General features: G+C 63.0%; 18 protein-coding genes. 9 read left to right on the top strand and 9 right to left on the bottom strand.

The window, feature by feature from the left end; translation table 11 throughout:
- Window positions 1-2: 2 nt before the first annotated feature.
- Together C493_RS17855 and C493_RS17850 are read right to left on the bottom strand one after the other, a co-directional pair.
- Complete coding sequence (locus C493_RS17855) at window positions 3-1,436, bottom strand: sodium:solute symporter family protein (RefSeq protein WP_007260891.1); 1,434 nt, start codon at window positions 1,434-1,436, stop codon at window positions 3-5.
- Window positions 1,433-1,702, bottom strand: a complete 270-nt coding sequence (locus C493_RS17850) for a hypothetical protein (RefSeq protein ID WP_007260890.1) — start codon at window positions 1,700-1,702, stop codon at window positions 1,433-1,435. The genes C493_RS17855 and C493_RS17850 overlap by 4 nt, the downstream gene beginning before the upstream one ends.
- A 124-nt stretch (window positions 1,703-1,826) precedes the next feature.
- Here C493_RS17850 and C493_RS17845 point away from each other — a divergent pair, with 124 nt between their 5' ends.
- The 7 genes from C493_RS17845 to C493_RS17815 all read left to right on the top strand — a co-directional run bounded on the left by C493_RS17845 (window position 1,827) and on the right by C493_RS17815 (window position 9,643).
- Window positions 1,827-3,506, top strand: a complete 1,680-nt coding sequence (locus C493_RS17845) for a class I adenylate-forming enzyme family protein (protein ID WP_049889461.1) — start codon at window positions 1,827-1,829, stop codon at window positions 3,504-3,506.
- A complete protein-coding gene (locus tag C493_RS17840) occupies window positions 3,499-5,070 on the top strand; it encodes an acyl-CoA carboxylase subunit beta (RefSeq protein WP_007260888.1) in 1,572 nt (523 codons plus the stop codon). The genes C493_RS17845 and C493_RS17840 overlap by 8 nt, the downstream gene beginning before the upstream one ends.
- Before the next feature lie 104 nt (window positions 5,071-5,174).
- Window positions 5,175-5,966 carry an enoyl-CoA hydratase/isomerase family protein gene (locus tag C493_RS17835; protein ID WP_007260887.1) on the top strand — a complete coding sequence of 264 codons (792 nt, stop codon included), beginning with the start codon at window positions 5,175-5,177 and terminating at the stop codon, window positions 5,964-5,966.
- Window positions 5,967-6,082: 116 nt separating this feature from the next.
- On the top strand, window positions 6,083-6,853 hold the full coding sequence (locus tag C493_RS17830) for an IclR family transcriptional regulator (RefSeq protein ID WP_007260886.1): 771 nt from the start codon (window positions 6,083-6,085) through the stop codon (window positions 6,851-6,853).
- 173 nt (window positions 6,854-7,026) lie between these two features.
- On the top strand, window positions 7,027-7,800 hold the full coding sequence (locus C493_RS17825) for an IclR family transcriptional regulator (protein WP_007260885.1): 774 nt from the start codon (window positions 7,027-7,029) through the stop codon (window positions 7,798-7,800).
- 341 nt (window positions 7,801-8,141) lie between these two features.
- Window positions 8,142-9,275 (top strand): amidohydrolase family protein, encoded by a 1,134-nt coding sequence (locus tag C493_RS17820; RefSeq protein WP_007260884.1) that lies wholly within the window; start codon window positions 8,142-8,144, stop codon window positions 9,273-9,275.
- A gap of 2 nt (window positions 9,276-9,277) precedes the next feature.
- Complete coding sequence (locus tag C493_RS17815) at window positions 9,278-9,643, top strand: Rieske (2Fe-2S) protein (RefSeq protein ID WP_007260883.1); 366 nt, start codon at window positions 9,278-9,280, stop codon at window positions 9,641-9,643.
- A gap of 457 nt (window positions 9,644-10,100) precedes the next feature.
- Here C493_RS17815 and C493_RS17810 read toward each other — a convergent pair whose 3' ends face one another.
- Complete coding sequence (locus tag C493_RS17810; RefSeq protein ID WP_007260882.1) at window positions 10,101-13,178, bottom strand: FAD-binding and (Fe-S)-binding domain-containing protein; 3,078 nt, start codon at window positions 13,176-13,178, stop codon at window positions 10,101-10,103.
- A 390-nt stretch (window positions 13,179-13,568) separates the two neighbouring features.
- Here C493_RS17810 and C493_RS17805 point away from each other — a divergent pair, with 390 nt between their 5' ends.
- Window positions 13,569-13,964 (top strand): acyl-CoA thioesterase, encoded by a 396-nt coding sequence (locus C493_RS17805; protein WP_049889460.1) that lies wholly within the window; start codon window positions 13,569-13,571, stop codon window positions 13,962-13,964.
- Between the two features lie 24 nt (window positions 13,965-13,988).
- Here the strand turns inward: C493_RS17805 and C493_RS17800 are convergent, their stop codons facing one another.
- Window positions 13,989-15,449, bottom strand: coding sequence for a DUF3179 domain-containing (seleno)protein (locus C493_RS17800; protein WP_007260880.1), 1,461 nt, complete (start codon window positions 15,447-15,449; stop codon window positions 13,989-13,991).
- Between the two features lie 258 nt (window positions 15,450-15,707).
- Between C493_RS17800 and C493_RS17795 the strand changes: the two genes are divergently transcribed.
- Complete coding sequence (locus C493_RS17795; protein WP_007260879.1) at window positions 15,708-16,103, top strand: universal stress protein; 396 nt, start codon at window positions 15,708-15,710, stop codon at window positions 16,101-16,103.
- 174 nt (window positions 16,104-16,277) lie between these two features.
- Here C493_RS17795 and C493_RS17790 read toward each other — a convergent pair whose 3' ends face one another.
- The 5 genes from C493_RS17790 to C493_RS17770 all read right to left on the bottom strand — a co-directional run bounded on the left by C493_RS17790 (window position 16,278) and on the right by C493_RS17770 (window position 23,515).
- On the bottom strand, window positions 16,278-17,738 hold the full coding sequence (locus tag C493_RS17790) for a YjiH family protein (protein WP_049889480.1): 1,461 nt from the start codon (window positions 17,736-17,738) through the stop codon (window positions 16,278-16,280).
- 702 nt (window positions 17,739-18,440) lie between these two features.
- Window positions 18,441-19,901 (bottom strand): YjiH family protein, encoded by a 1,461-nt coding sequence (locus C493_RS17785; protein ID WP_007260877.1) that lies wholly within the window; start codon window positions 19,899-19,901, stop codon window positions 18,441-18,443.
- 1,046 nt (window positions 19,902-20,947) lie between these two features.
- Window positions 20,948-21,325: a Rieske (2Fe-2S) protein gene (locus tag C493_RS17780; RefSeq protein ID WP_007260876.1), complete on the bottom strand. Its 378-nt coding sequence runs from the start codon at window positions 21,323-21,325 to the stop codon at window positions 20,948-20,950.
- Window positions 21,322-22,440, bottom strand: coding sequence for an amidohydrolase family protein (locus C493_RS17775; RefSeq protein WP_007260875.1), 1,119 nt, complete (start codon window positions 22,438-22,440; stop codon window positions 21,322-21,324). Before C493_RS17775 ends, C493_RS17780 begins: the two co-directional genes overlap by 4 nt.
- A 268-nt stretch (window positions 22,441-22,708) precedes the next feature.
- Window positions 22,709-23,515 (bottom strand): IclR family transcriptional regulator, encoded by an 807-nt coding sequence (locus C493_RS17770; protein WP_007260874.1) that lies wholly within the window; start codon window positions 23,513-23,515, stop codon window positions 22,709-22,711.
- Between the last annotated feature and the right edge of the window lie 39 nt (window positions 23,516-23,554).

The following is a 23,554-nucleotide window of genomic DNA, read 5'->3' as shown; positions in this document are numbered from 1 at the left end:
GGTCACCACCCGGTCTCCTCGTGGCCGAGTTTCTCCCGGAGCCGTTCGATTCGTTCGACCGACGGTGCGTCCGTCGCGAACGAGACGCCGACGGTGACGAGCAGCGAGAGGGGGAGCGCGACCAGAATCGCCGCGAACATCGGCACGACGAGCCAGGCGCCGACGTAGCTTGCGAGCCCGACCGTCATTCCGGCGAGCGCCCCCGACGATGTCGTGCGCTTCCACCAGATGCCGAGCACGAGCGGGAAGAAGAACGCGGCCGCCATCATCCCGGTCGCGTCGGTGTAGAGCACGACGAGAACGTCCGGCGGGTCGAGCGCGGCGATGGCGATCGAAACGAGTCCGATGCCGACGGTGGCGAACGTTCCGATACGGACGACCCGTTCGTCGGAGGCCTCGGGATTGAGCACCGTCCCGTAGATGTCGTTTGCGATCGACGCCGACATCGCGAGTAACAGGGCGTCGGTCGTCGACATCACGGCGGCGAGGATCGCGGCCGCGACCAGTCCGGCGACGATGGCCGGCAGCAGCGACTCCATGACGACGACGAGCGCGAGGTCGGGATCCGCGAGGCCCGGATCGATGCTGAGCGCGGTCGAGGGGATGATGTAGAACGCGATGACGCTGAAGACGGCATAGAGGATCGCGACCCAGCTGTAGGCGATCTTGGCCGACTCCGGACTGTCCGCGGAGAGGACGCGCATCACGATGTGCGGAAGGATCGCGACCGTCGACGCCCAGATGACGAAGAATCCGAGATACGATGCGGGATGAACCGTCGCCATCTCGAGCAGGCCGGGCGTTTCGGCGCCGGGTGCGGTGACGGAGAACCCGTAGTAGGCGAACCCCATCGCGGCCATAACGAGCATCAGTCCCCAGATCAGGACGCCCTGTAAGACGTCGGTGACTGTGATCGCCCACATGCCGCCAAGCGAGACGTACGCGATGAAGATCAGCCCGATAATGATCACCGACGGGAGGTAGCCGATGCCGAGGAGGTACTCCGTGACGACCCCGGCGGCCTTGAGCTGTGCGACCATATATAAGACGAACGCGAGGATCACGACGATCGGTACCAGGAGGTTGATCCGCCGATCTCGGTAGAGGAAATCGAAGATATCGGTGATCGTGTACGCGTCGACGCGTCGCATCGGTTTCGCGACGAGGATGGCTGCGACGATGAACCCGACCACGGAGCCGGTGATCGCCGTCCAGCCGAACGGGAGGCCGAAGGTGTAGGCGAATCCGATCGAGCCGAGGAACGTTCCGCCGCTCGCGAAGGCGGCGAAGATCGCGAGCGTGTTCATCACCGTCCCGATCTCGCCGCCCGCCGACCAGTACTCGTCGCCCGATCGGTGATCTTTGAAGTAGTAGCCGATCCCGAGAATGACCAGAAAGTACAGCAAGACGATCGCGAGTTCGCTCGCCTGACTCATGCGTCGTCACCGTCCGCCCGTTCGACGTAGTACGTCGCCGTAACGAACACGGCGCCGAGGACGATCATCACGATCGGCTGCGAGAGGAGGAGCCACGGCTGGCCGGCGATCGTCAGTTCCGCGCCCGTGAGCAACGGGGCGTACGCGACCGCGATCAGTGTCCCCGTGAGGACGAGCATCGCCGAGGACATCCTGTCGAGACGGAAGAATCCCGACGTCGAGACGGTTCCGTCGTCTACTCGTTCGCTGTCGTACTGTTTCGCCATCTTATGACATGGTGTGTCATAACACTATATAATGATTTGGGAGGCCTCGAGCCGAGACCGAGCGCTTTCGGCCGACGAGTCTATCCACCAGAACGTTTAACTGACGTGTTGGTGACTCACAGTCATGGGCGTTGTCAGCACACTAGACGAGAGACCCATCGACGAAATCACCGTCGATAGCATGCTTCGAGAGCGGGCCGCCACGATCCCCGACGAGACGGCGTTGATCTACGGTCCGGACGACACGCACGTCAGCTACGAGCAACTCGATACGACCGCAAACCGGATCGCAAACGGCCTTCGGCGGCTTGGCGTCGAACGCGGATCGAACGTCTCGCTGATGGCTGCACACCCGTTACAGACGTTGTACGGCATGTTCGGGATCAACAAGGCCGGGGGCGTCTACTCGCCGATTAACTTCGAGTACGAAGGCGAGACGCTCTCCTACCAGCTCGACGACACCGATCCCGACGTCTTCGTCCTCGAGGATCGGTACCTCGAGCGGTTCGAAGCCGTCCGCGACGACCTCGAGACCGAGCCCGAACTCGTCGTGATCGAGACGGACGGCCCGAGCCGGGAGACGAGCCTCGGGACGACGTCGTTCGACGCGCTCCGGGAGGAGCCGGCGACCGACCCCGACGTCGACGTTTCCTGGCACGACACCGCGAGCATCGTCTACACCTCCGGGACGACGGGGATGCCGAAGGGCGTCGTCATTCCACATCGGTGGATCTTCGCGAACTACATCGCGCCGAAGCGGGCGGTGTTGAACGGGGACGACGTCGTCCACACCTCCTTACCGCTGTATCATATCGGCGGCGTCTACGCCGACGTCGTCGCCGGCCTGGTCGCGGGTGGCACGGTCGCCCTCTGGAACCGGTTCTCCCCGCGGGAGTTCTGGGATCGCATCGAGACGTACGAGGCGACCTCGGTGACGCTCATCTCGGTGATGATGCCGTGGCTGATGAACGCCCCGCGGACCGAGTCCGATCACGAGAACACGCTCAACAAGGTCCACATGCAGCCTCTCCCCGAGGAGTACGAGGCGCTCGCCGAGCGGTTCGGGTTCGAGATCGTGACCGTCGCCTTCGCCCAGACAGAAACCGGCTCGCCGATCGTCGGCGTCGTTCGGACGGACGACGCGGGCGGGACGCCCAGGTCGTACCGACGCGGTCTCGAGCCCGAAACCGTCGAAGAACGCGCTCGCGAGATGAACCTGCCCGTGGTCGACGGCGTCGACGAGGAACGCTACATGGGCCGCGTCCGCGACGATATCGTCGAGGTCGCCGTCCTCGACGAACACGACCAGGAGGTCGAGACGGGCGAGGTCGGCGAACTCTGCGTCAGACCCAGACAGCCGGGACTGCTGCTCGAGCGCTACCACGCCAAACCCGGACGGACGGCAGAGGCGACGACGAACCTGTGGTTTCACACCGGCGATGCGGCCTACCGCGACGAGGACGGGGACTTTTACTTCGTCGACCGACTCGGCGACGTAATCCGCCGGCGCGGCGAGAACATCTCCTCGATGCAGATTCAGGACGCCGTCGCGAGCCACGAGTCCGTCGACGCGGCGGCCGTGTTTCCGGTTCCGGCCCCGGAGGGCGGCGAGGATCGGATCGCCCTCGCGGTCGAACCCCGCGGCGACGAATCGGTGACCGAGGCGACGCTCCGCTCGCACCTCGAGGGACGGATTCCCTCGTTCATGCACCCCGACGAGACGGTCGTCGTCGACGAGATCCCGACGACGGAAACGAATAAAATGCGGAAGGTCGAACTGAGAGACCAACTCTTCGATGACTGACGATGATCCATTTGCGGCCGTCGACGCCGCGAAAGACGAACTGGCGGACGAGACTCGCGAGGACGCCGTCGCGTACCAACACGACCTCGGGAAACTCACCGCTCGAGAGCGAATCGACTACCTGCTTGATGAGGACTCGTTCGACGAGATCGGACGGCTCGCCGCGCCGATGCCGACGACGCCCGAGACGACCGACTGGGAACGCGAGGACGCCCCTGCTGACGGCGTCGTCACTGGATTCGGTCGGATCGACGGCCGGCCGATCGCCATCTTCGCGACGGACTTTACGGTCAAGGGCGGGTCGATCGGCCACGCCGGCGGCCGGAAGATCAAGCGCGTCACCGAACGAGCCCTCGAGCGCGGCACGCCGCTGATCATGCTCCACGACGGCGGCGGCCACCGGATCCAGGAGGGACTCGACGCGGCGCCGTTCGCGCGCGGTGACAACGGGTTCTCGAACCTCCAGACGACGCTCTCGGGCTGGGTCCCCGTCGTCTCCGCGATGATGGGCCCGGCGTTTGCCGCGCCGACGAACTTCGCCGCGTTGTCGGATTTCGTCCCCATCGTCGAGGGGACCGGAACGATGGGCGTCGCCGGCCCGTCGCTCGTCAAGTCCGCCCTCGGCGTCGACGAGACGAAAGAGGAACTCGGCAGCGCGCGGTTCCAGACGACCGAAACCGGGATGGCCGACCTCGCCTGCGAGGACGACGAGGCGTGTCTCGACGCGATCCGGACGTACCTCTCGTACCTGCCGCGAAACGCGGAGTGCGAACCGCCGACCGTCGAGGCGAAACCGCCGGACGAGGACGCTCGAGAGCGACTGCGCGACATCATCCCCTCGAGTCCGCGCAAGGGATACGACATCGACGCGATCATCGAGGGAATCGTCGACCGGGGATCGACGTTCGAACTCAAGCCGACCTACGGCCGAAACATCGTGACCGCCTTCGCTCGCCTCGAGGGCGAACCGATCGGCGTCATCGCGAACAATCCGCGGTTCAAAGCGGGGACGATCGACACCGCCGCCTCGGAGAAGGCGTCTCACTTCGCCGCCGTCTGCGACGCGTTCGGGCTGCCGATCGTCACGTTGACCGACGTCCCCGGGATCCTGCCGGGGCCGGACTCCGAACGCGAAGGAATCGCGCGCCACTCCGCGAAGCTGCCGTTCGAACTGGCTCGCGCGACGGTGCCGATCGCCAACGTCGTGTTGCGCCGCGGCTACGGGTTCGGCTACGTCGCGATGGGCGGGGGCCGCTCGCTCGACTCCGAACTCACAGTGCTGTGGCCCACGGCCGAACTCGCAGCGATGGGGATCGAGGGCGCCGTCGACATCGCGTACAAGCGCGAGATCGAGTCGGCGGACGACCCCGAGGCCCGCCGGCGGGAACTGATCGACACCTTCGAGGACCGAACCGACGCCGTTCGCGCGGCTGAACGCGTCGGCGTCGACGGCGTGATTCAGCCGGCGGAGACTCGAGGGAGAATTCGCCGTGCGTTCGACCGGGCCGCCGACGACCGCGACCGCGACTGGCCGCCGAAAAAGCGATCGATCAACCCCATCTAGGCGGTCGGGATCGATCGTCGTTCGTCGTACGTCACTCCGTCTGCCGGGCCGACCGCCGCGGTCGACTGAACTTTTACGTACCCGTTCGTCCTACTCGAGTGCGTATGCGAGAGATAGGCGACGGTAACGTACTGCTGCGTATCGACGACCACCGCGCGGACGTCGTTCTCAACCGACCCGAACGGCGGAACGCGATGAATCAGGCGCTCCTCCGTGACCTCCGTACCGCACTCGAGGAGGTCGACGACCGCGACGACGTCCGGGCGATGGTCCTGAGCGGAAAAGGTGACGTCTTCTGTGCCGGGATGGACCTCGAGATGATGAAACGCCGTGGCGAGGACGACGCGCCCGACCTCGAGATGGGGTTAGACGACGTCACGCACTTCATCGACGACATGACCGTCCCCTCGGTCGCGAGCATCAAGGGCGCCGCCATCGCGGGCGCGTTCGAACTCGTGTTGCCGGTCGACTTCCGGATCATCAGCGAGGACGCGAAGTACGGCGTGATCGAGGTCGAACTGGGGCTGTTCCCCTCCGGCGGGGCGACCCAGCGGTTGCCGCGACTGATCGGGCTCTCGAAGGCGAAGGAACTCGTCCTCACCGGCGACTACATCGATCCGCGGGAGGCCGAACGGTGCGGGCTCGTCCACGAGGTCGTCGACGATCGATCGGCCACCGACGACCGCGCCCGCGAGTGGGCGGACTCGCTGGCCGAGAACGCGCCGCTCGGCATGGAACACGCCCGGCGGATGCTAAACGCCGCGCTCGAGACGCCGCTCGAGCAAGGACTCGAACTCGAGGGCGAACTCGGCGAGAAACTGACCGAAACCGACGACTACACGGAGGGATTCACGGCCCGCCTCGAGGGCCGCGAACCGGAGTTCGAAGGGCAGTAAGCGGATCGGGATAGCGAGCCGGATGCCGTTCCCCGTTGTGGTGATCGGTCTCTCCCGGGCGAGCGCTGTCCGATAGCATCGGATAGCTTTATTGTCCGCACGTTGTGTCATGTGGTATGGCACGCCAAGACCCGGCCACGACACAGCTCAAGTCGGTTCGCACGACGTTCAAGATCGTCGAGTTCCTCAAACGAGAGACGGCCGGGAGCGTTTCGGAGATTTCGGCTCACCTCGAACTCCCCAAGAGCACGGTCCACTCGCATCTGGCGACGCTCAACCAGCTGGGCTATCTGGTCAACGACGACGGCACGTACCGCCTCGGCTATCGGTTCGTCCACCTGGGTCGGACGATCGAGCAGTCACACGAACTGCGCCAGATCGTCTCGCCGACGATCGAGACGCTGGCCGAGGAGACGGGCGAACAGGCCTACTTCGCCGTCGAGGAGAACGGCCTGGCGACGAACGTCGCCGTCGCGGAGGGCGAGAACTCCATCCGTCGACGGTTCCTCCCGGGCGGCCAGGCTCGGATGACGAGTACGGCCACGGGAAAGGCCATTCTGGCGCACCTGTCTCCCGAACGGGTCGACGAGATCGTCCGACGATGGGGGATGCCGCCGGAGGCGCCGAACACGATTACCGACGAGGACGAACTCTACACCGAACTCGAGTCGATCCGGACGGCGGGGATCGCGTACGGCCGTGGGGAGAGCATCAAGGGGGTACTCGAGATCGCGATGCCGATACTCGGCGATGACGGTCGGCCCCACGGAGCTGTCGAAATCGCGGGGCCGATCAAGCGACTCGACGACGAGGCCTATCGCGAGACGCTCGTCGACGAAATCGAAACTGCCGTCAACGAGATCGAGGTCAACCTATCGCTTCGCTGAGTGACACGATATCGTCCGGTCCGGCCGTCCTCGTTTTGCCGCGTTCGACTCCATCGGACGCAGTCGACTAATACAGCCATATGTCTGTAAACGACCGGCGCCGTGGGTGGGCGAGTCTCGTCGTTTCCGCCGTACTTCGAAACGACTTTGGCTCCCGCTGGCGTCGCTATCGCATGGCGAAAGGAGACGGTCCGGATCGGCGGGTCAAAACAACCGACACCCTCTTCGAGATTATCGAGGCGCTCCAGTCGCTGAACGGCGCCACCTTGGCGGAGCTGGCCGACGAACTCGAGTTCGCCAAGAGCACGATTCACAGCCACCTCGCGACGCTCGAACACAACGAGTACGTGGTTCGAACCGGCGACGAGTACGAACTCGGCCTCAAGTTCCTCGAGCACGGCATGTTCGTCAAGAACAACCGAGAACTGGCGCGGCTCGCGAAGCCGGTCCTCGAGGACCTCGCGGACGCGACGGGCGAGGTGGCGTGGCTCATCGTCGAGGAACACGGGACGGCCGTCTACCTCGAGAAGGCCATGGGCGAGCGGGCCGTCCAGACGCACGCGAGCGTTGGCGGACGGGCCCGACTGCACCACCTGGCGACGGGAAAGCTCATTCTGGCGTATCTGCCCGAGGAGCGCGTCGACGAGATCATCGATCGGCACGGGCTCCCCGAGCGCACGCCGCACACGATCACCGACCCCGAGGAGTTACGGGCCGAACTCGAGGCGATCCGCGAGGACGGCATCGCGATCAACGACAAGGAGACGGTGGCCGGGCTGCGCGCCATTGGCGCGCCGGTGATCGACGACGAAACGATTCACGGCGCGATCTGCGTTTCAGGGCCAGCTAACCGACTCACCGTCGAGCGCTGTCACGAGGAAATCGAGCCCCTGTTGCTCGAGGCGACGAACGAACTCGAGTTGAAGCTGCAGTCCCCGCCGAACTGAGCCGCACCGTCGGGTTCGAGATGGGCTGGGCTGGACTGCATTGGGCTGGTTCGAGCTTTCGGTCGTACCGATTTGGAACCGTCTCACCAGTTGTTTTGCGACTCCGAACGCAGCGTTCGGTGACGCCGAACGTACCGCCGGATTTCTGACACTCATATGGCTGTAAACTAGTGCGACAATAATCCACAAACGCGACGCGGTAACTCGAGTATGCGATTGTTTCTCGAGCTTCGTTCGGGAATTCCGAACGCAACTCGGTGAACCATTCGTCTACTCGCCGCAAAACGCGCCCGTACGCCGACCAGAAGCTTGAATACGACCGATTCACTATAACGACTCGTATGGAGTCATCAGTCAAGCGGCTGGACAGTGATGCGGAAGTACCGCCGGAGGCGTTCGACGACTACATCGTCGACCTCGACTTCCACGTCAACCCGCTCGAGGACGAACTCCTCGAGTACGTCGACGACGAGCGCGCCTACGACAAGCTGACCACGGAGTTCGGCGCGACGCCGGTCATGGGCAAGTGGGACGCGGCCTACGGGATCAAGGAGGGCCAGGAGGGCCTGTTCACGCAGGGCCGCGCGAAGTACGCCGAGGACGTCGAGGAGGCCTGCGAGCCACTCGCCATCGACGAACCGATCGTCAATCCGGGAATCAACAACCTCAACCTGCAACACCACCCCGTTTTGAAAAACGCCGTCTGCCAGGCGGCCAACGACTACATGCTCGATCACTTCGCGGACGAGGGCATGTACACCTCGATGATGATCCCGAAGTGGGATCCCGACTACGCCGTCGCGGAGATCGAACGGGTGGCAAACGAGAACAACATCGTCGCGGCGTACTCGTGGTTCGATCCGAAGGTTCCGTGGGGGAACGAACGATTCGACCAGGTCTTCGAAGCGCTGGTCGAGAACGACATGCCGCTGTTGCTCCACGGCTCGCTGGCCTACTGGCCACAGCACTCCTACATCGGCGACGACATGCTGACCTGGACGGAAGTGCTCGGCTTCGACTGGCCGATCCACGCGATGGTCACGGTCGTCAACATGATCATGCGCGGCGTCTTCGACAAGTACCCCGACCTGGACGTCGTCATCCAGGAGGGTGGCCACTGGTGGGTGCCGTTCCTGCGCTACCGGATGGACGAGTTCTACGAGATGCACCCCGAGGACGTCCAGATCACGCCCCGGAAGATGGAATCCGGCGACCGGTACCTCGAGAAAGCCCCGAGCGAGTACCTGCGGGAGAACATCTACCTGTGCACCCAGCCGTTTGCACTGCCGCGTAACGCCGGCGACGCCGAGAACCTCCTCGACCTCTCGATGGCCGAGGATATGTTCATCTACTCGAGCGACTGGCCCCACCAGACGCTCGACCCGGCGACGTGGTTCTACACGTCTCGAGCGTTCGACGACAACACGCGCGAACAGATCCTCAACGGGAACGCCACGGAGATCCTCGACATCTAACAATGGTCGACACGGACAACTTCACGAAAGTCGCAGAGGTCGGGGACATCCCCGAGGGCGAAGGCGAAGGCTACGACGTCAACGGTATCGAGATCGCCGTCTTCAACACGGGCGACGACTACTACGCGATCAGCAACCGCTGTTCGCACCAGCGGGCCCCGCTGTGCAAGGCCGGCGACGAGAAGATCAACGCCGAGGACACCTGGACCGGCGAACGCGGCGGCCTCAACGCGGAGGCGTGTACGGTTTCCTGCCCCTGGCACCTCTGGGAGTGGGACCTCGAGACCGGCGAGCACGAGGCCTCCGGTCAGCGCATCGGGACGTTTGACTGCGTCGTCGACGGCGACGATATCCTCGTTCGCATCTGACGTTCGGTCGACGCTTGCCACCGCTATTATTCAGCGCACCTACAAACAGCGGACGAGTTTCCATACGTCGTGCCCTGGTGCCGACGCGACGTGCCGTAGCAGTTTGATTTGCCAGTCCTCGGCGGTTCAATGCAGTGTAAAATTGTTCGGAGCGAATCCTCGCGATGCTTGCCGAACCAGCCATCGCGTTTGCACAACACATCGAGACACCACGTCATCTCGGGTGGAACAGCGCGTACAGTCTACTGGACTTAGTATACGAATTGAGAACTCAGTTAACGTTTATCGTGGACTCGAGTCGGCGCTCACCGTGTCGATTCGACGACCGTCCCTCGTTTCCTCACACGAAACGCTAGGCGGCGCCCGATCGAGGAGAATCGAAAACGCAGTCAGAACAGCGTCGATTCGAGTCGAGGGTTCGGCGGATACCGTCGCGAATTCGGACCCGGCGACGCGATTACAGCGCGTACGCCAGCAGTTCGATCGGCGTCGGCGGGTCGTCGCGGTCGAGGTCGCTGCCGGCGAGCGAACTGCCCGTCGGGACGGGCTCGAGGCGCTTGTCGCCGAGCTGGGTCCGACAGGAGTTGCCGGGTGCGGTGACGACGGTCGCGGCGCTGTCTTCGATCTGGTCGACGAGGATGTCGCCGATCGACTGGCTCAGCGAGTAGTGTTCGGCTTCGTAGCCGAAACTGCCGGCCATCCCACAGCAGCCGGAGTCGAGCGGGTCGACGGCGTAGCCGGCCCGCCGGAGGACGCCGACGGCGTGGTGGTCTTTCTTCGTGGCCTTCTGGTGGCAGTGGCCGTGGTAGGCGACCGAGTCCTCGGGAGCGGCCCAGTCGACGTTCTCGTCGAGGCGGAACGTATCGAGGTACTCGCAGACGCCGTAGGAGTTGGCGGCGACGGATTCGACGCCGACCCCGCCCAGCAGGTCGAGCGAGTCCGACTGGAACATCACCGCGTCGGAGGGTTCGGCGACGACGACGTCCCAGCCGTCGTCGACGCGGGGCGCGAGTTCGGCGACGTTCGCGCGCATCGCGTCACGGGCCTTGTCGATGAAGCCCTTCGAGAGCGGCGGCCGACCGCTGTCGGTCCGCCGCGAGACGTCGACGTGGACGCCGGCGGCCTCGAGGACGCGGACCGCGGCCTTCCCGACCTCGGGGTGGCTGTAGTTGGTGTAGGTGTCCGCGAAGACGACGGCCTTTCGCTCGGCCTCGGTCTCGAGGATTCGGGAGCCGCCGCGAGCCTCGAACCAGTCCTGGAACGTCTCGCGGTGGAACTCCGGTAGCGAGCGCTCGCGGGCGACGCCGACGGTCTTTTCGGCGATGGTGCCGGCGCCGGGCAGCGAGGTCGCGATGTTCGAGAGCGGGGCGAACGCGCTGCCGATCGGCGCGAGCCGGTCGAAGTTCGCGAAGAGTTTGTCCCGGAGGCTCGAGCCGTGTTGCTGGTGGCGCTCGTGCATGACCTCGGTTTTGAGCTTGGCCATGTCGACCTCGCTCGGGCAGTCTCGAGCGCAGCCCTTACAGCCGATACAGAGGTCGAGCACCTCGTCGACGAACTCGTCGTCGGTGGGATCGTCGGGGAGGTCGCCGCTCATCGCGTTTCGCAGCAGGTTCGCGCGGCCGCGGGTGCTCGTGATCTCCTCCTCGGCGGCGCGGTAGGTCGGACACATCACGCCGCCGGTGGTCTCCTGTTCGCCGCGACAGCCGCCGCAGCCGTGACAGAGTTCGACCATCCCCTGCATGCCGTTCTCGTTGCGCCAGTTGAGCTCGGAGTCGAAGCCGGCGTCGTGGTCGTACAGTTCGTCGTACCGGAGGTGCTCCGTCATGTCGTGGTCGCCACAGACGTTCCCCGGGTTGAGCAGCCAGTCCGGGTCGAACGCCGTCTTCAGGTCGCGGAACGTCTGCCAGAGATCCTCGCCGTAGAGCTTGCGGTTCCACTGGGTTCGGGCGCGGCCGTCGCCGTGCTCGCCGGAGACGCTGCCGCCGAACTCGACGACCATGTCGGTCACCTCGTCGGCGATCGTGACCATGTCGTCGCGGTCCTCGGCCGCCTTCGTGTTCACGAGCGGGCGGACGTGGAGCACGCCGGGGCCCGCGTGGGCGTAGAAGGCCGCGTCGACGTCCCGGTCGAGGTCGGCGAGCAGTTCCTGGAACCGATCGACGAACTCCGGCAGGTGCTCCGGCGGGATCGCACAGTCCTCGATGAAGGAGATGTGCTTCTCGTTCGAGGTCCGCGAGAGGAGGATCGGCAGCCCCGCCTTGCGCAGCTTCCAGAACTGCTCGCGGTCTGCCTCGGCGTGGGCCTCGAGTCCCTCGAAGCCGAGCGTTTCGTCGATTTCGGGGTGATCGTCGGGAGCCTCGACTGCGCTCTCGCTTTTTGGAATGCGGTCGGCGAGCAGTCCGGCGGTCTGTTCGCGGCCGTGGTCGTCGTCCTCGGCGTAGAACTCGACCAGCAGCGCCGCCTGGGCGTCGTCGGGGACGAGCGCGGCGATCTCCTCGAACTCGGCGGTCTCACGCGCGAGGCCGATCAGGACGTCGTCGATGAGCTCGACCGCCGCGGGGTCGTGCTCGAGGACGTGCTGGACGTCGGTGACGGCCTCGAGGACGCTCTCGTAGAACAGCAGGGAGACGGCTTTCGTCTCGGGAACCGGCTCGAGGGAGACTTCGGCCTCCGTGATCGTCGCCAGCGTCCCCTCGCTGCCGGCGAGCAGGCGCGCGAGGTTGACGGAGCCGCTCTCCGCTTCCTCGATCAGCACGTCGAGGTTGTACCCCGAGACGTTGCGCTTCAGGTTCGGGAACCGGTCGCGAACCGCGCCGTCTTTCTCGTCGATGATGTGGACGACCGCGGCGGCGATGCGGGCCTCGAGGTCGCCGTCGGGATCGGCCCGTTCGCGCAGGTCGTCGACGTCGGTCTCGCCGAACGTCGTGACTGTGCCGTCGGCGAGGACGACTTCACACTCCTCGACGTAGGCGTCGGTCTTCCCGTAGACAAGGGAGTGGGCTCCCGTCGAGTTGTTGCCGATCGCGCCGCCCATGACGCTGCGGTTGCCCGCTGCCGGGTCGGGGGCGAACTTCAGCCCGTGGGGGGCGAGCGAATCGTTGAGTTCCTCCAGGATGACGCCGGACTGGACGCGGACGCGCTGGTCGTCCGCGTCGATCGAGCGTATCTCGTCCATGTACCGCGTGAAATCGAGGACGACGGCCTCGTTGACCGCCTGCCCGGCGAGGCTCGTCCCGCCGCCGCGTGGCAGGACCGGAATCTCGCGGTCGGCACAGTAGGAGACGACGCTCGCGACGTCCTCGGTCGACGTCGGAAAGACGACGCCGATCGGCGTCGCCTTGTAGGCGCTCGCGTCGGTCGCGTACAGCTCGCGGGAGTAGGTGTCGAACCGGACGTCGCCGTCGATCCGGTCGCGGAGGTCGGCGACCAGATCGGGACGTTCGACGTCGTCGGACACGTAGTCGTAGTCGGCGCGTTCGTCGGCCGTTGGCTCGGCGTCGGTGTCGTCGAGCGAAGTGGTGGGGCTCGCAGTCATAACTCGGTTAGTTGGGGGTGACGGACGGATTCCCGCGGTCGTCGCGGCGGGCGCGCGGTCGGTCGCGTGTCGATCCGATCCGTCGGTGTCGTGTCACAGGTACGCTTTCACGCACGGCGCAGGTAACGTTGACGTTTTTGATTGTGGTGCGGCGCCGGTCGGAGACACTGCCCCGACCGCCTTCCGCGTCGGTCGCGTTCGTGACGTTCCGCTTGTACGGCCGGCGGTATAACTCTCCCTACTGTCACCGTACGGTTCGCATATAGTAGTCGTCGAAACAAGTTACACGCTGATCGCAACACCCTCTGGCGATCAGGTCTGCGACACGTCTCGCCGTCGACTCGGCAGTAGCTTTATTACACCTGCGGACACCCTTTCGGATACCAACGTATGAGTTTCACACGCACTTGGAGCGTCAGATTCTCGGATACGGACCCGTTCGGCATCGCCCACTACCCGCGGATGATCGACGCGGTTCACGAAACCTCCGACATGTTCATGGAGGAGATCGGCTGGCCCTACTGGGAACTCAACGAAGAACACGGGCTCGGCCTGCCGCTCGTCTCGATGGACTTCGATTTCACGGGGCAGGTCAACGGCGGGGACGAGGTCGAGATCGAACTGGACGCCACCGTCGGCGGCTCGAGCGTCCAGTTCGAGTACCACGCGACTCACGACGGCGAAACGGTTTTCGAGGGCACCGAGTTTCGAGTCTGCGTTCCCCTCGACGGCGACAGCGGCGTCGAAGTGCCCGAAGACCTCCGAGCGGCCCTCGAGAGCGCCTGAGACGGATTCCGACGAGTAGATCCGTTATAAACCGACCACGACGTCGTCGTACTGCGACCTGAACGCGAAGAAGAGTCCGTGGCGACCGGAGCGCCGCGGGAGTTCTCGAGTACCGTCTTCGCTGACCAGTCCGTCGTGAGTGATCTCCCAGCGAGTGTCATCGTCGTCGACGAGCGAGTCGCCGTCGCGGTCGATCGGCGTCGACGGGGCCTCGTAGACCGCGATATCGTCCGTCGCGTCACGAAGCACGACCACGGTCTGGCCGTCGATTTCGTCGGTTTCGACGCTCTCCGACTCGAGTTCGTCGGTCGGGTAGACGTGGATGGTCGATCCGTCGGCCGCCGTGACGCCGTAGACATCCGTCTTCTCCGGAAGCGCCCCCTCGTCGGTCTCGAGTCCCGGTTGTATCGCGCTCTCGTCGTTCCAGTAGTGGCGGAAGAAACCGATGTTGTCCTCGTAGAACTCGTAGTCGAAGTCGTAGCCGGTCTCGATATCGAGCGCGAGGCTCTCGGGGTGGGAGTCGCGCCACTCGCCCCACGTCGTCTGCGTGACCGGCCGAATCTCGAGTCGCAGGTCGGGATCGGACTCGAGGTAGTCGCCGGCGATCGGGACGCCCCGGTGTTGGCTCCAGAGGCTCTCGGTTTCCTCGTCGAACATGATCTTGTTCCCCTCGAGGAGCATCCCGGTGTTGTTGAACGTCAACGTGCGGTCGTCGACGCGCCGGTCGTACATGATCGGCGCGTTACAGAGCGTACAGTACGACAGCGTCAGCGGCGTCCCTTCGACGGTGAGGTTCGCGAGTTCGTGGGGGAACAGTACCCACCGCGGGACGGCGTAGGCGGTTCCGTCGATCGTGAAACCGAAGACGGTGTCGCCGTCGGCGAGGTAGCGTTCGTACTCGTCGTCGCTGTCGGATCCGTCGGATCCACCGCTCTCACCGCCTTTCGCGACGGCGTCGCCCGGCACGAAGTCCGGTTCGTTACACGCCGCGAGAAACGACGGATCGCAGTTGCCCCAGCGGACGTCCTGGAGGTCGAACGCCCGGGGCTCGGCGTCGAGCAGCCGACCGACGGGCGGCAGGTACGATCGGTAGAGCTGGAGCTTCCACTCGTCGAATCCCTCGAGCGGTTCGAGATCCTGCTGGGAGTACCAGCTCTCCCACTCGACCCAGGCGTACTCTGAGTCGTAGTCCGGTTCGGCGACCGTCTGGAGCGCCTCGCGGACGCCCGGCCAACGTGCCTCGGGGAGCTCGAGATACCGCGGCGGACTGTGTTCGCGGAGCACCTCGGGAAAGCCGAACTTCGACCAGTTCGAGCCGATTTCGTGGATCATCAGGGCCTCGATCAGGTGTGGAATCGCGCGCGGATCGTCCGCGTCTGCAATCGCCTCGAGCGCGTCGGCGTGGCTCTCCGCGTCTCGAACGAGGAGGTCGTCGACCAGTTGCTCGAGCGAGTCGCCGTCGTCGTCGCCGGCTGTGTCTGTCATACACACCCGTGGGACGTCATCGTACAAAAATCCACGTCTACCGGCTTTTGACCTGCTCGGTGTAACGGAGTAACTTTCAGGCCGGCGTACTCACTCGAGTGTCCGACCGCTGTCCGCCCGATGTACGATCAGTCACTGTTGTTACTATAAAAAGGCATATATAAGCGGGAGCGAATAGTGTACCACACCACCTGTGGACAGGGGCCATGACAGCCGATCGTTCGGTTCGGTGTCGTGATCCCGTCTACACGACAACCTATGACAACGATACTACTCAGCGTCGACACGAAGGTCGATCGGGCGAACGAACAGGTCGAGTCGATCACTACGCTTCCACTCGATGCGAGCAAAACGACGGTCGTCCTCTACCACGTCTTCCGCGGCGACGACGGGGAGGCCGACGCGAACGACCTCAAGTCGGTTTCCGCAGCGGCGGAGCGCCTCGAGGAAGCCGGCTACGACGTCGTGGTCGATCAGTCACACGGCGACGCGGTCCGCAGCATTCTCAGCAAAGCTGAGGAAATCGACGCCGACATCATCAGCCTCGCCGGACGGAAGCGGTCGCCGACCGGAAAGGCGCTGTTCGGAAGCGTCACGCAGGACGTCGTCCTGAAGTCCGAGCGAACGGTCCTGCTCGAGACGACCGAAAGTTAGGGCTCGAACTTTCGCGTTTCCGATCGAGCCGAACGACTACGATCGATTTTGCGGCGGTTATCTTTCGCAAAGTGGGTGCTCGAGCAGTTCGGACGCCGTGAATACGAAGACGTCTCACGAGAGGAGCGGGCGATCTGCGATGAATCGAATTCGGCGATCGACGGTGGGTACTGCCTATAGCAGGCCAAGCGCCGCGGCGCCGTGGACGAGTACCGCGGCGACGGGGACGAGAAGCGCGGTTCGCATCACCAACAGGAGGAGGAGGTCACGGAACCGCATCGGAACGTCGTCGAACATGTCGACCATCATCGGGGCCGATGCGGCGATGAAGATCGCCTGTCCGCTCGTGACGACCACGACGAACACCTTCGTGAGGAGGCTGGCCTCGACGACGTACGCGGCACCGATAAAGTACTCCGCACCGCCGAGGATGATCCCGATCGCGGCGAGTTCGGGATCCGGAATGCCGAGGATGGTCATGAGCGGAACGAACGGCATCGCGATGTACTCGAAGAACGCGCTCTGTTCTTCGATGACGAGGACCAGCGTCGCGACCGCCAGAACGGTGCCGACGATCATCCCCGCGAGTTTGACGCCGTCGACGAAGCCGATGACGGCCGAACGGACGATCGAATCGCCTTCCTTTGCAGTTCGCACACCTTCGTTGAACGCGAAGCGGAGGTAGTCGCCGACGGTGCCGGTGAACTGCGGCTCCGGGTCGGGTTCCGCGATGTACTCCTGGGGAATCGTCGAGAGCGGCGGGATGCGAACCAGAATCGCCGCGACGACGACCGTTGCGATGACGTACAGCAAGACGATTACGGGAAAGAGGTGGAGGATATCCAGTACGGCTGCGACTGCTCCAACGGTCCCGAGGTTCGCCGTCGCGAAGCAGGTACAGATCACGAACACCTCGCGCTTGTTGTAGCCACCGCGGTCGAAGACGTTGCGCGTGAGGTAGTAGCCGATGCTGAACGAGCCGAGCCACGACGCCGCGCCGTCGAGTGCCGACCGTCCGGGGAGGTTGAACGCCGGTCGCATGAGCGGCTGTGCTAACGTCCCGACGAACTGAAGGCCGCCGAGTTCCGCGAGTAAGTTGACGAAGATTGCTCCGAGCGGGATCACCAGCGCGACCGTAACGACGAGCGCACCCCACGCGGTGTTGGTCACCGGCTCTGCGAGCATCCAGCCGGGACCGACCTCGAGGAGCATCCCCGCTGCGATGAAAATCGCCACCACGCGGAGCACCCAGAAGGCGATCGAGGTCTGCCAGTAATCCAGTTGCAACAGCTTTTCGGTCCGGTCGCTAACGGTGATCACGTCTCGATAGTGCAACTCCGAGATCGTCGTGAGGATGCCACCCCCTGCGATGATTCCGAACGCGAACAGGTTCACGGCGGTCATCGACCAGTCCTGAATCAGCGTCATCATCACGTCGAGCGGAATCGTCGTTTGCCCCTCCCACTGAACAGGAAGTAAGAAGACGAACCCCCCGACCAGGAAGGCGACGATGAATTTCAGCGTCGGCCGCACCTCCTTGTCGACGAAATCCACCTCGTCGATGGACTTCTTCTCGGGTGAAACCGACTCACCTGATATGTGATCGTCATCTTCCCAACTCTCACTGCCGAACATAATTCGACAGATCGTTCCGTGAGTCATAAAAACACCGATCATATGTCGGACTACATACTATTATAACTATCACTACACACTTAGCATTTCTTCACGAAGGTCAGAATATATACGGTACGGCTGACCGGCTGGCTTGGTTGAGACCACCGGTGTCGTCGCCTCGCTGGCGGTACAAGCGATCTCGGTCAGTACATTGACTCTCTCGGGGGCCTCGAATCTGGCATTCGCCCTCGTTGTAACGAACTGCCGAACCGTTGCCGACTTCGACGAGGAATCCCGTCGAGTAGCCGGTAACTTGCTATCGTAGCTACTGAACCGAGTGCCACACTGCTCGCGACGCCAACCTGTGCAGGTGGGCCGTGACGGTCAGTGGCTACTATAGCCCCGGACACACAGCTTCTCTACAGAAAAGACAGGCCGAGTGCCTCGGGGTCGTACGGAAATCGAAGATATCTGTGACTGAGCGAATCGGAGCTAAGCGGGAGCGAAGCTCCCGCGAACTCAACGGGACGTCGTCCCGCCAGAATTCGCGAAGTCTGCGAGACCTTCGGTTTCGCTCGATGGCGAGACGCCGAAGGCGTCTCGAACCACTTGATCCCGAGGTGATTCACCGGGCAAGCGTTTCGCTCGATACGTGATATCGTGACGCTGTTGTTCCGATCGGTTCGGTCGAATCGGTTTCGGTCGGGAAGCGAACTCCGGTTAGATGAGTCCCAGGTATGCCACAGCGTGGGTCAGAACCGCGGCGATAGGGATGAGGAGTGCGGTCCGGAGGATCAACAGGAGCAGCAGGTCACGGAATCGCATCGGGATGTCGTCGAACATGTCGACCATCATCGGTGCGGACGCGGCGAAGAAAATCGCCTGCGCACTGGTGACGATCACGACGAAGACCTTCGTCATGAGGTCGGCTTCCACGACGTAGATTGCTCCGATGAAGTACTCCGCGCCGCCGAGGATGATACCGACTGCGGCCGCTTCTGGGTCAGGAATCCCGAGAATGGTCATCAGTGGAACGAACGGTGCGGCGAGGTACTCGAAGGCTGCGGAGTTCTCTTCGATGATGAGAACGGCCATCGCGATCGTGAGCACCGTACCGATGATCATTCCGGACAGCTTGACGCCGTCGATGAAGCCGACGACGGCTGATCGGAGGATCGAATCGCCTTCCTTTGCCGTACGCACGCCTTCGTTGAACGCGAAGCGGAAGTAGTCGCCGACGGTGCCGGTGAACTGCGGCTCCGGGCTTGGCTCAGCGATGTACTCCTCGGGGATGGTCGAAAGCGGCGGGATGCGAACGAGGATCGCGGCGACGGTGAGTGTCGCGATAACGTACAGCAAGACGACGAGCGGGAAGATGTGAAGGATGTCGAGGATGGCTGCGACCGCCCCCACAGTCCCCAGGTTCGCCGTCGCGAAGCACGTACAGATTACGAACACTTCCCGCTTGTTGTAGCCACCGCGGTCGAAGACGTTGCGCGTGAGGTAGTACCCGATACTGAACGAACCGAGCCAGGACGCTGCACTGTCGAGTGCCGATCGTCCGGGAAGGTTAAACAGCGGGCGCATGATCGGCTGGGCGAGCGTCCCGACGAACTGGAGACCGCCCAGTTCGGCGAGCAGGTTCACGAAAATCGCGCCGAGCGGAATCACGAGCGCGACGGTGATCACGAGCGCGCTCCAGGCAGTATTGGTGACCGCATCACCGATCAACCACTCCGGTCCGGCGCCGAGAAGGATCGCCGAGGCGAGGAAGAGCCCCGCGACTCGAAAGAGCCAGAACGGCGCCGTAGTCTGCCAGTAATCGAGCTGAAGCGTTTGCTCGGTGTTCTCGCTGACGTTGATGACGCCGCGGTAATGCAGTTCCGAGACCGTCGTCAGGACTGCACCGCCGGCGATCAGCGCGAACGCGAAGATCTCGACGGCGGTCATCGAGAACGCCTGAATTTCGTTCATCATTACGTCCAGCGGAATCGTCGTCTGCCCCTCGTACTGAACGGGAAGCAGGAAGACGAACGCGCCGATTGTGAACGCGGCGATGAACTTTAGCGTCGGTTTCCACCCCTTCTCGACGAAATCGACGTCATCGATTTCTTTCTCGTCCGGTGTGACTGACTCACCGGATATGTGATCGTCATCCTCCCAGCTCTGACTGCCGAACATAGCTCGACAAATCGTCCCATGGGTCATAAAAACACCGATCATATGTCGGAGTTTATATTATGCTAACTATCACATCATACTTATTATATTGGTTAAAAAGTCAGAATATAGATTAATAGTCCAATCGGGGATCCATTGGATTACTACTGATTTCTCAGAGAGAGTCGTTTATACGGCGTAAAGCGGCGAAACTGATAACGGAGATCCGGGACGTACTCACGTGACGCCGGGAAGGTGTAATCTCATGAATGCTTCGTCACATCGCAGCGAGTAGTACGACAGAACTCTTACACTCGTGGTTTGTAACGTATATAGCACATAATATCTGCCAAAGAAATCTCTCCATGTATGTTCATCCAACAGAGGACGGGAAATAATAACTCGTCTATATTTGCACAACCCTATGCTCTTGTGCTGGACACTGGTCTTTGTAAGCTTTTACTCCACAATGGCTTCTACCTATCGTTCTTTGACCTCCATCTCGATGAACACATCGCAATTTTAGATAGTGGTTGTCTTCTTGCTGAAAATTTTAATATATTTCCCCTGTCGTCGCATGTCGGTTATCTCGTTGCCACAACCACTCGAATACCGATGGATTGGGGAAGACGCGGTTCGGAGCGAGCGCGGTTCGGAGCGAGCGCGGTTCGGAGCGAGCGCGGTTCGGAGCGAGCGCGGTTCGGAGCGAACGAAGTGAGTGAGAACCGCGAGGCGAGCGGGGAACGGAGTGACCCGTGAGTGGGAAGTGAGTGAGAACCGCGAGGCGAGCGGGGAACGGAGTGACCCGCGAGTGGGAAGTGAGTGAGAACCGCGAGGCGAGCGGGGAACGGAGTGACCCGCGAGTGGGAAGTGAGTGAGAACCGCGAGGCAAGCGGGGAACGGAGTGACCCGCGAGTGGGAAGTGAGTGAGAACCGCGAGGCGAGCGGGGAATGGAGTGATCCGCGAGTAGGAAGTGAGTGGGAACTACACGGTGACCGTAAATGCTGTAACGCGTGCGCGCTACAGCGCCGCGAACGCAGTTCGACAGTCGGAGTGGGCCGGTGAGTTACTCGTTTGCGACGTAGACGATCCCGTCTTCGACGACGACGTCGTAGGTTGGGAGGACGATGTCGTCGTCCGCGAGCTGTTCACCGGTCTCGAGGTCGTAGGACCAGCCGTGCCACGGACAGGAGATGATCGGTTGGTCGCCGTCGTAGTCCTTCTCGACGCGTTTCCCGGGTTCGACGAATTCGCCGACGAGTTTCTTGCCGACGGCGCCCTCGGCGACGGGACCGCAGTCGTGGAGACACCGGTTTCGCACGGCGTGGTATTCTCCGTCGACGCGGAGAACGCCGACTTCCGCACCGTTGACCTCGACGATCTCTCGTTCGCCGTCGTCGAACGCGTCGGCGGCTTTCACTTCGATGAGTTCCTCGGCGCTCATAGGTCGAACACCTCTTTGGCGTTTTCGGAGAGGATCTGTTTCTTTTCGTCCTCCGAGAGGAACGGGAGGTCGGTGACAGTCGTCGGACGGTCGTAGTCCCAGTGCGGGTAGTCCGAGGCGTACATGAGGCTATCGGTGCCGACCATGTCGAAACACTTCTCGAGGTACTCCGTGTCGGCCGAAATCTCGAGGGGCTGGGTGCCGTAGTAGAAGTCAGTGATGTACTCACCGGGCTTTTTCTCGAGCAGCGGTGCCTCTTCGGGTCGCTTGAGGTACTCCTCGTCGAGGCGCGTCATCAGGCCCGGGATGTAGGTGATGCCCGACTCCATGAAGACGATGTCGAGGTCGGGGAACTTCTCCGGCACGCCCTGGATGACGAGACTGACGATCTGGGACATGTTCGACTCGAGGAAGCCGAGCGTGTGCGTCTCGATCATCTCCTGGTAGCCCGCGCGGACGTACTCGTCGAGGCCGGCGCCGCCGGTGTGGAAGACGGCGGGGAGGCCGAGTTCCTCACACCGCTCGTAGAGCGGATCGTACTTTCGGTTGCCGAGTGGCGGCGTCGCGCCGGCGGTGACGAAACAGGCGCCGACGTAGGCGTCCTCGTCCTCGACGCGGTCGAGGATCTCCATCGAGGCTTCGACGTCGCCGTAGGGGATGGGGGCGAGCCCGTGAATGCCGTCGTCGGGGTCGAGGACCTCTTCGAGCATGTACTCGATATACGCCTTGGCGAACGCGCTCTGGCGGTCGTCGTCGGCGGTCGTCCCCGCGCCGGCGAGAATCAGGTGCGAAATCAGGAGCGTCTCGTCGACGCCGATCGCTTCCATGCCCTCGCGGATGCGCTCGGGCGTTTCGGGGTCGTCGGGGTACGAGGAGTGTTCGCGGGTGACCTTGCCGTGGGCCTGTCGGTCGCCGGTCGAGAACGGGAAGAACGAACTGAGGTTCTGCTTGGCGCCCTTCTCGTCGAAGTTGCTCCCTTCGAACTTCGTCTTCCAGGGCTCTTCCATGTACTCGGCGACGTCGTGGAACGACTCCATGTAGTGACAGTCGCCGTCGATGACGTGGTATTTGTCCAGGGTCTCCTCTCGTCGTCGACTCTCGTCTGACTCGAGCATGACCCAACATCGGGTGGGGGTATACATAGGCCTGTGGTCTCGGGAACCGATTTCCCGTACCACCAGCTAAATATACGTGCTTCAGGTTCTCTCGACGTTGATTTGATCACTTCAAACCACGATAATCGTCACGTCCGTTGACTAATTTACAGCTGTACTGTCGTCATATCTACGCGTGAAATCGGTCTCGAGCGCTCGTCGTTTGTGTCGTCAGTGCCGATTTCGGTGGAATCAGCCGCGTTCGGCGCTTCAAATGGATTTGATGTGATCAAACGAACGGCCGTTCCGTCCCGCTTAGCTCCGAGTGAAGATTCACTTCGATAGCGTTGGCGGCACGCATGACTTTTTCGGGGAGTTCCTGCCGGAAGCGTTCGCCGCTCCAGTTGCTCGCTCCGCCCGAGAGACTGACGGCGCCGACGACGTGCTCGCCGTCGTAGCGAATCGGCGCGCCGACTGCCCGGAGTCCGCGCATCTGCTCCTGGTCGTTCAGCGCGAACCCCCGTTCTCGGATCTGCTCGAGTTCGGCGGCGAGTTCGGCTTCGTCGGTGACCGTCGAGGAGGTGTAGGAAGCGAGGCCGTGCGTTTCGATGATCTGGGCGACGCGGTAGTCCGGCATGTGCGCGAGAATCGCCTTCCCGGCGGCGGTGCAGTGGAGCATCGACTGGGGTCGTTCGCGCTTTCGGGGGTGAAAGTCCATCCCGATCGCGTTCTCGCCGAACGACTCCTGGAAGATGAGCAGCCGCCCGTCGTACTCGGTCATCAGGTGGGCGCAGGCGTCGCTGTCGTGGGCCAGTCGATGGATCTCTTCGGTGGCCGCTCGGTAGAGGTCGTTTTGTAACCGGACCTGATCGCCGTAGGGCAGCAACTCGAGGCCGAGGCGATAGACGTCGTCGTGTTTCCGGACGAACCCGCGTGACTCGAGCGTCGAGAGGTACGTGTGTGCGGTCCCCGGCGACAGGCCGACGGCGTCGGCCACTTCGGAAACCGTCGCGGACTCCGTCTCGCGTAAGTGCTCGAGGATGTCACAGACTCTGTCGGCCGACTGAATCCGTCGCGGCTCGTTATCCGTACCCATGTGTCGAGGGACGGCCTCGAATCTGAATACTCTTTTGCT

Origin of the sequence: Natronolimnohabitans innermongolicus JCM 12255, from assembly GCF_000337215.1 — an archaeon.
In the GTDB taxonomy this organism is placed as follows: domain Archaea; phylum Halobacteriota; class Halobacteria; order Halobacteriales; family Natrialbaceae; genus Natronolimnohabitans; species Natronolimnohabitans innermongolicus.
This window is presented reverse-complemented; position numbering and strand designations above follow the sequence as displayed.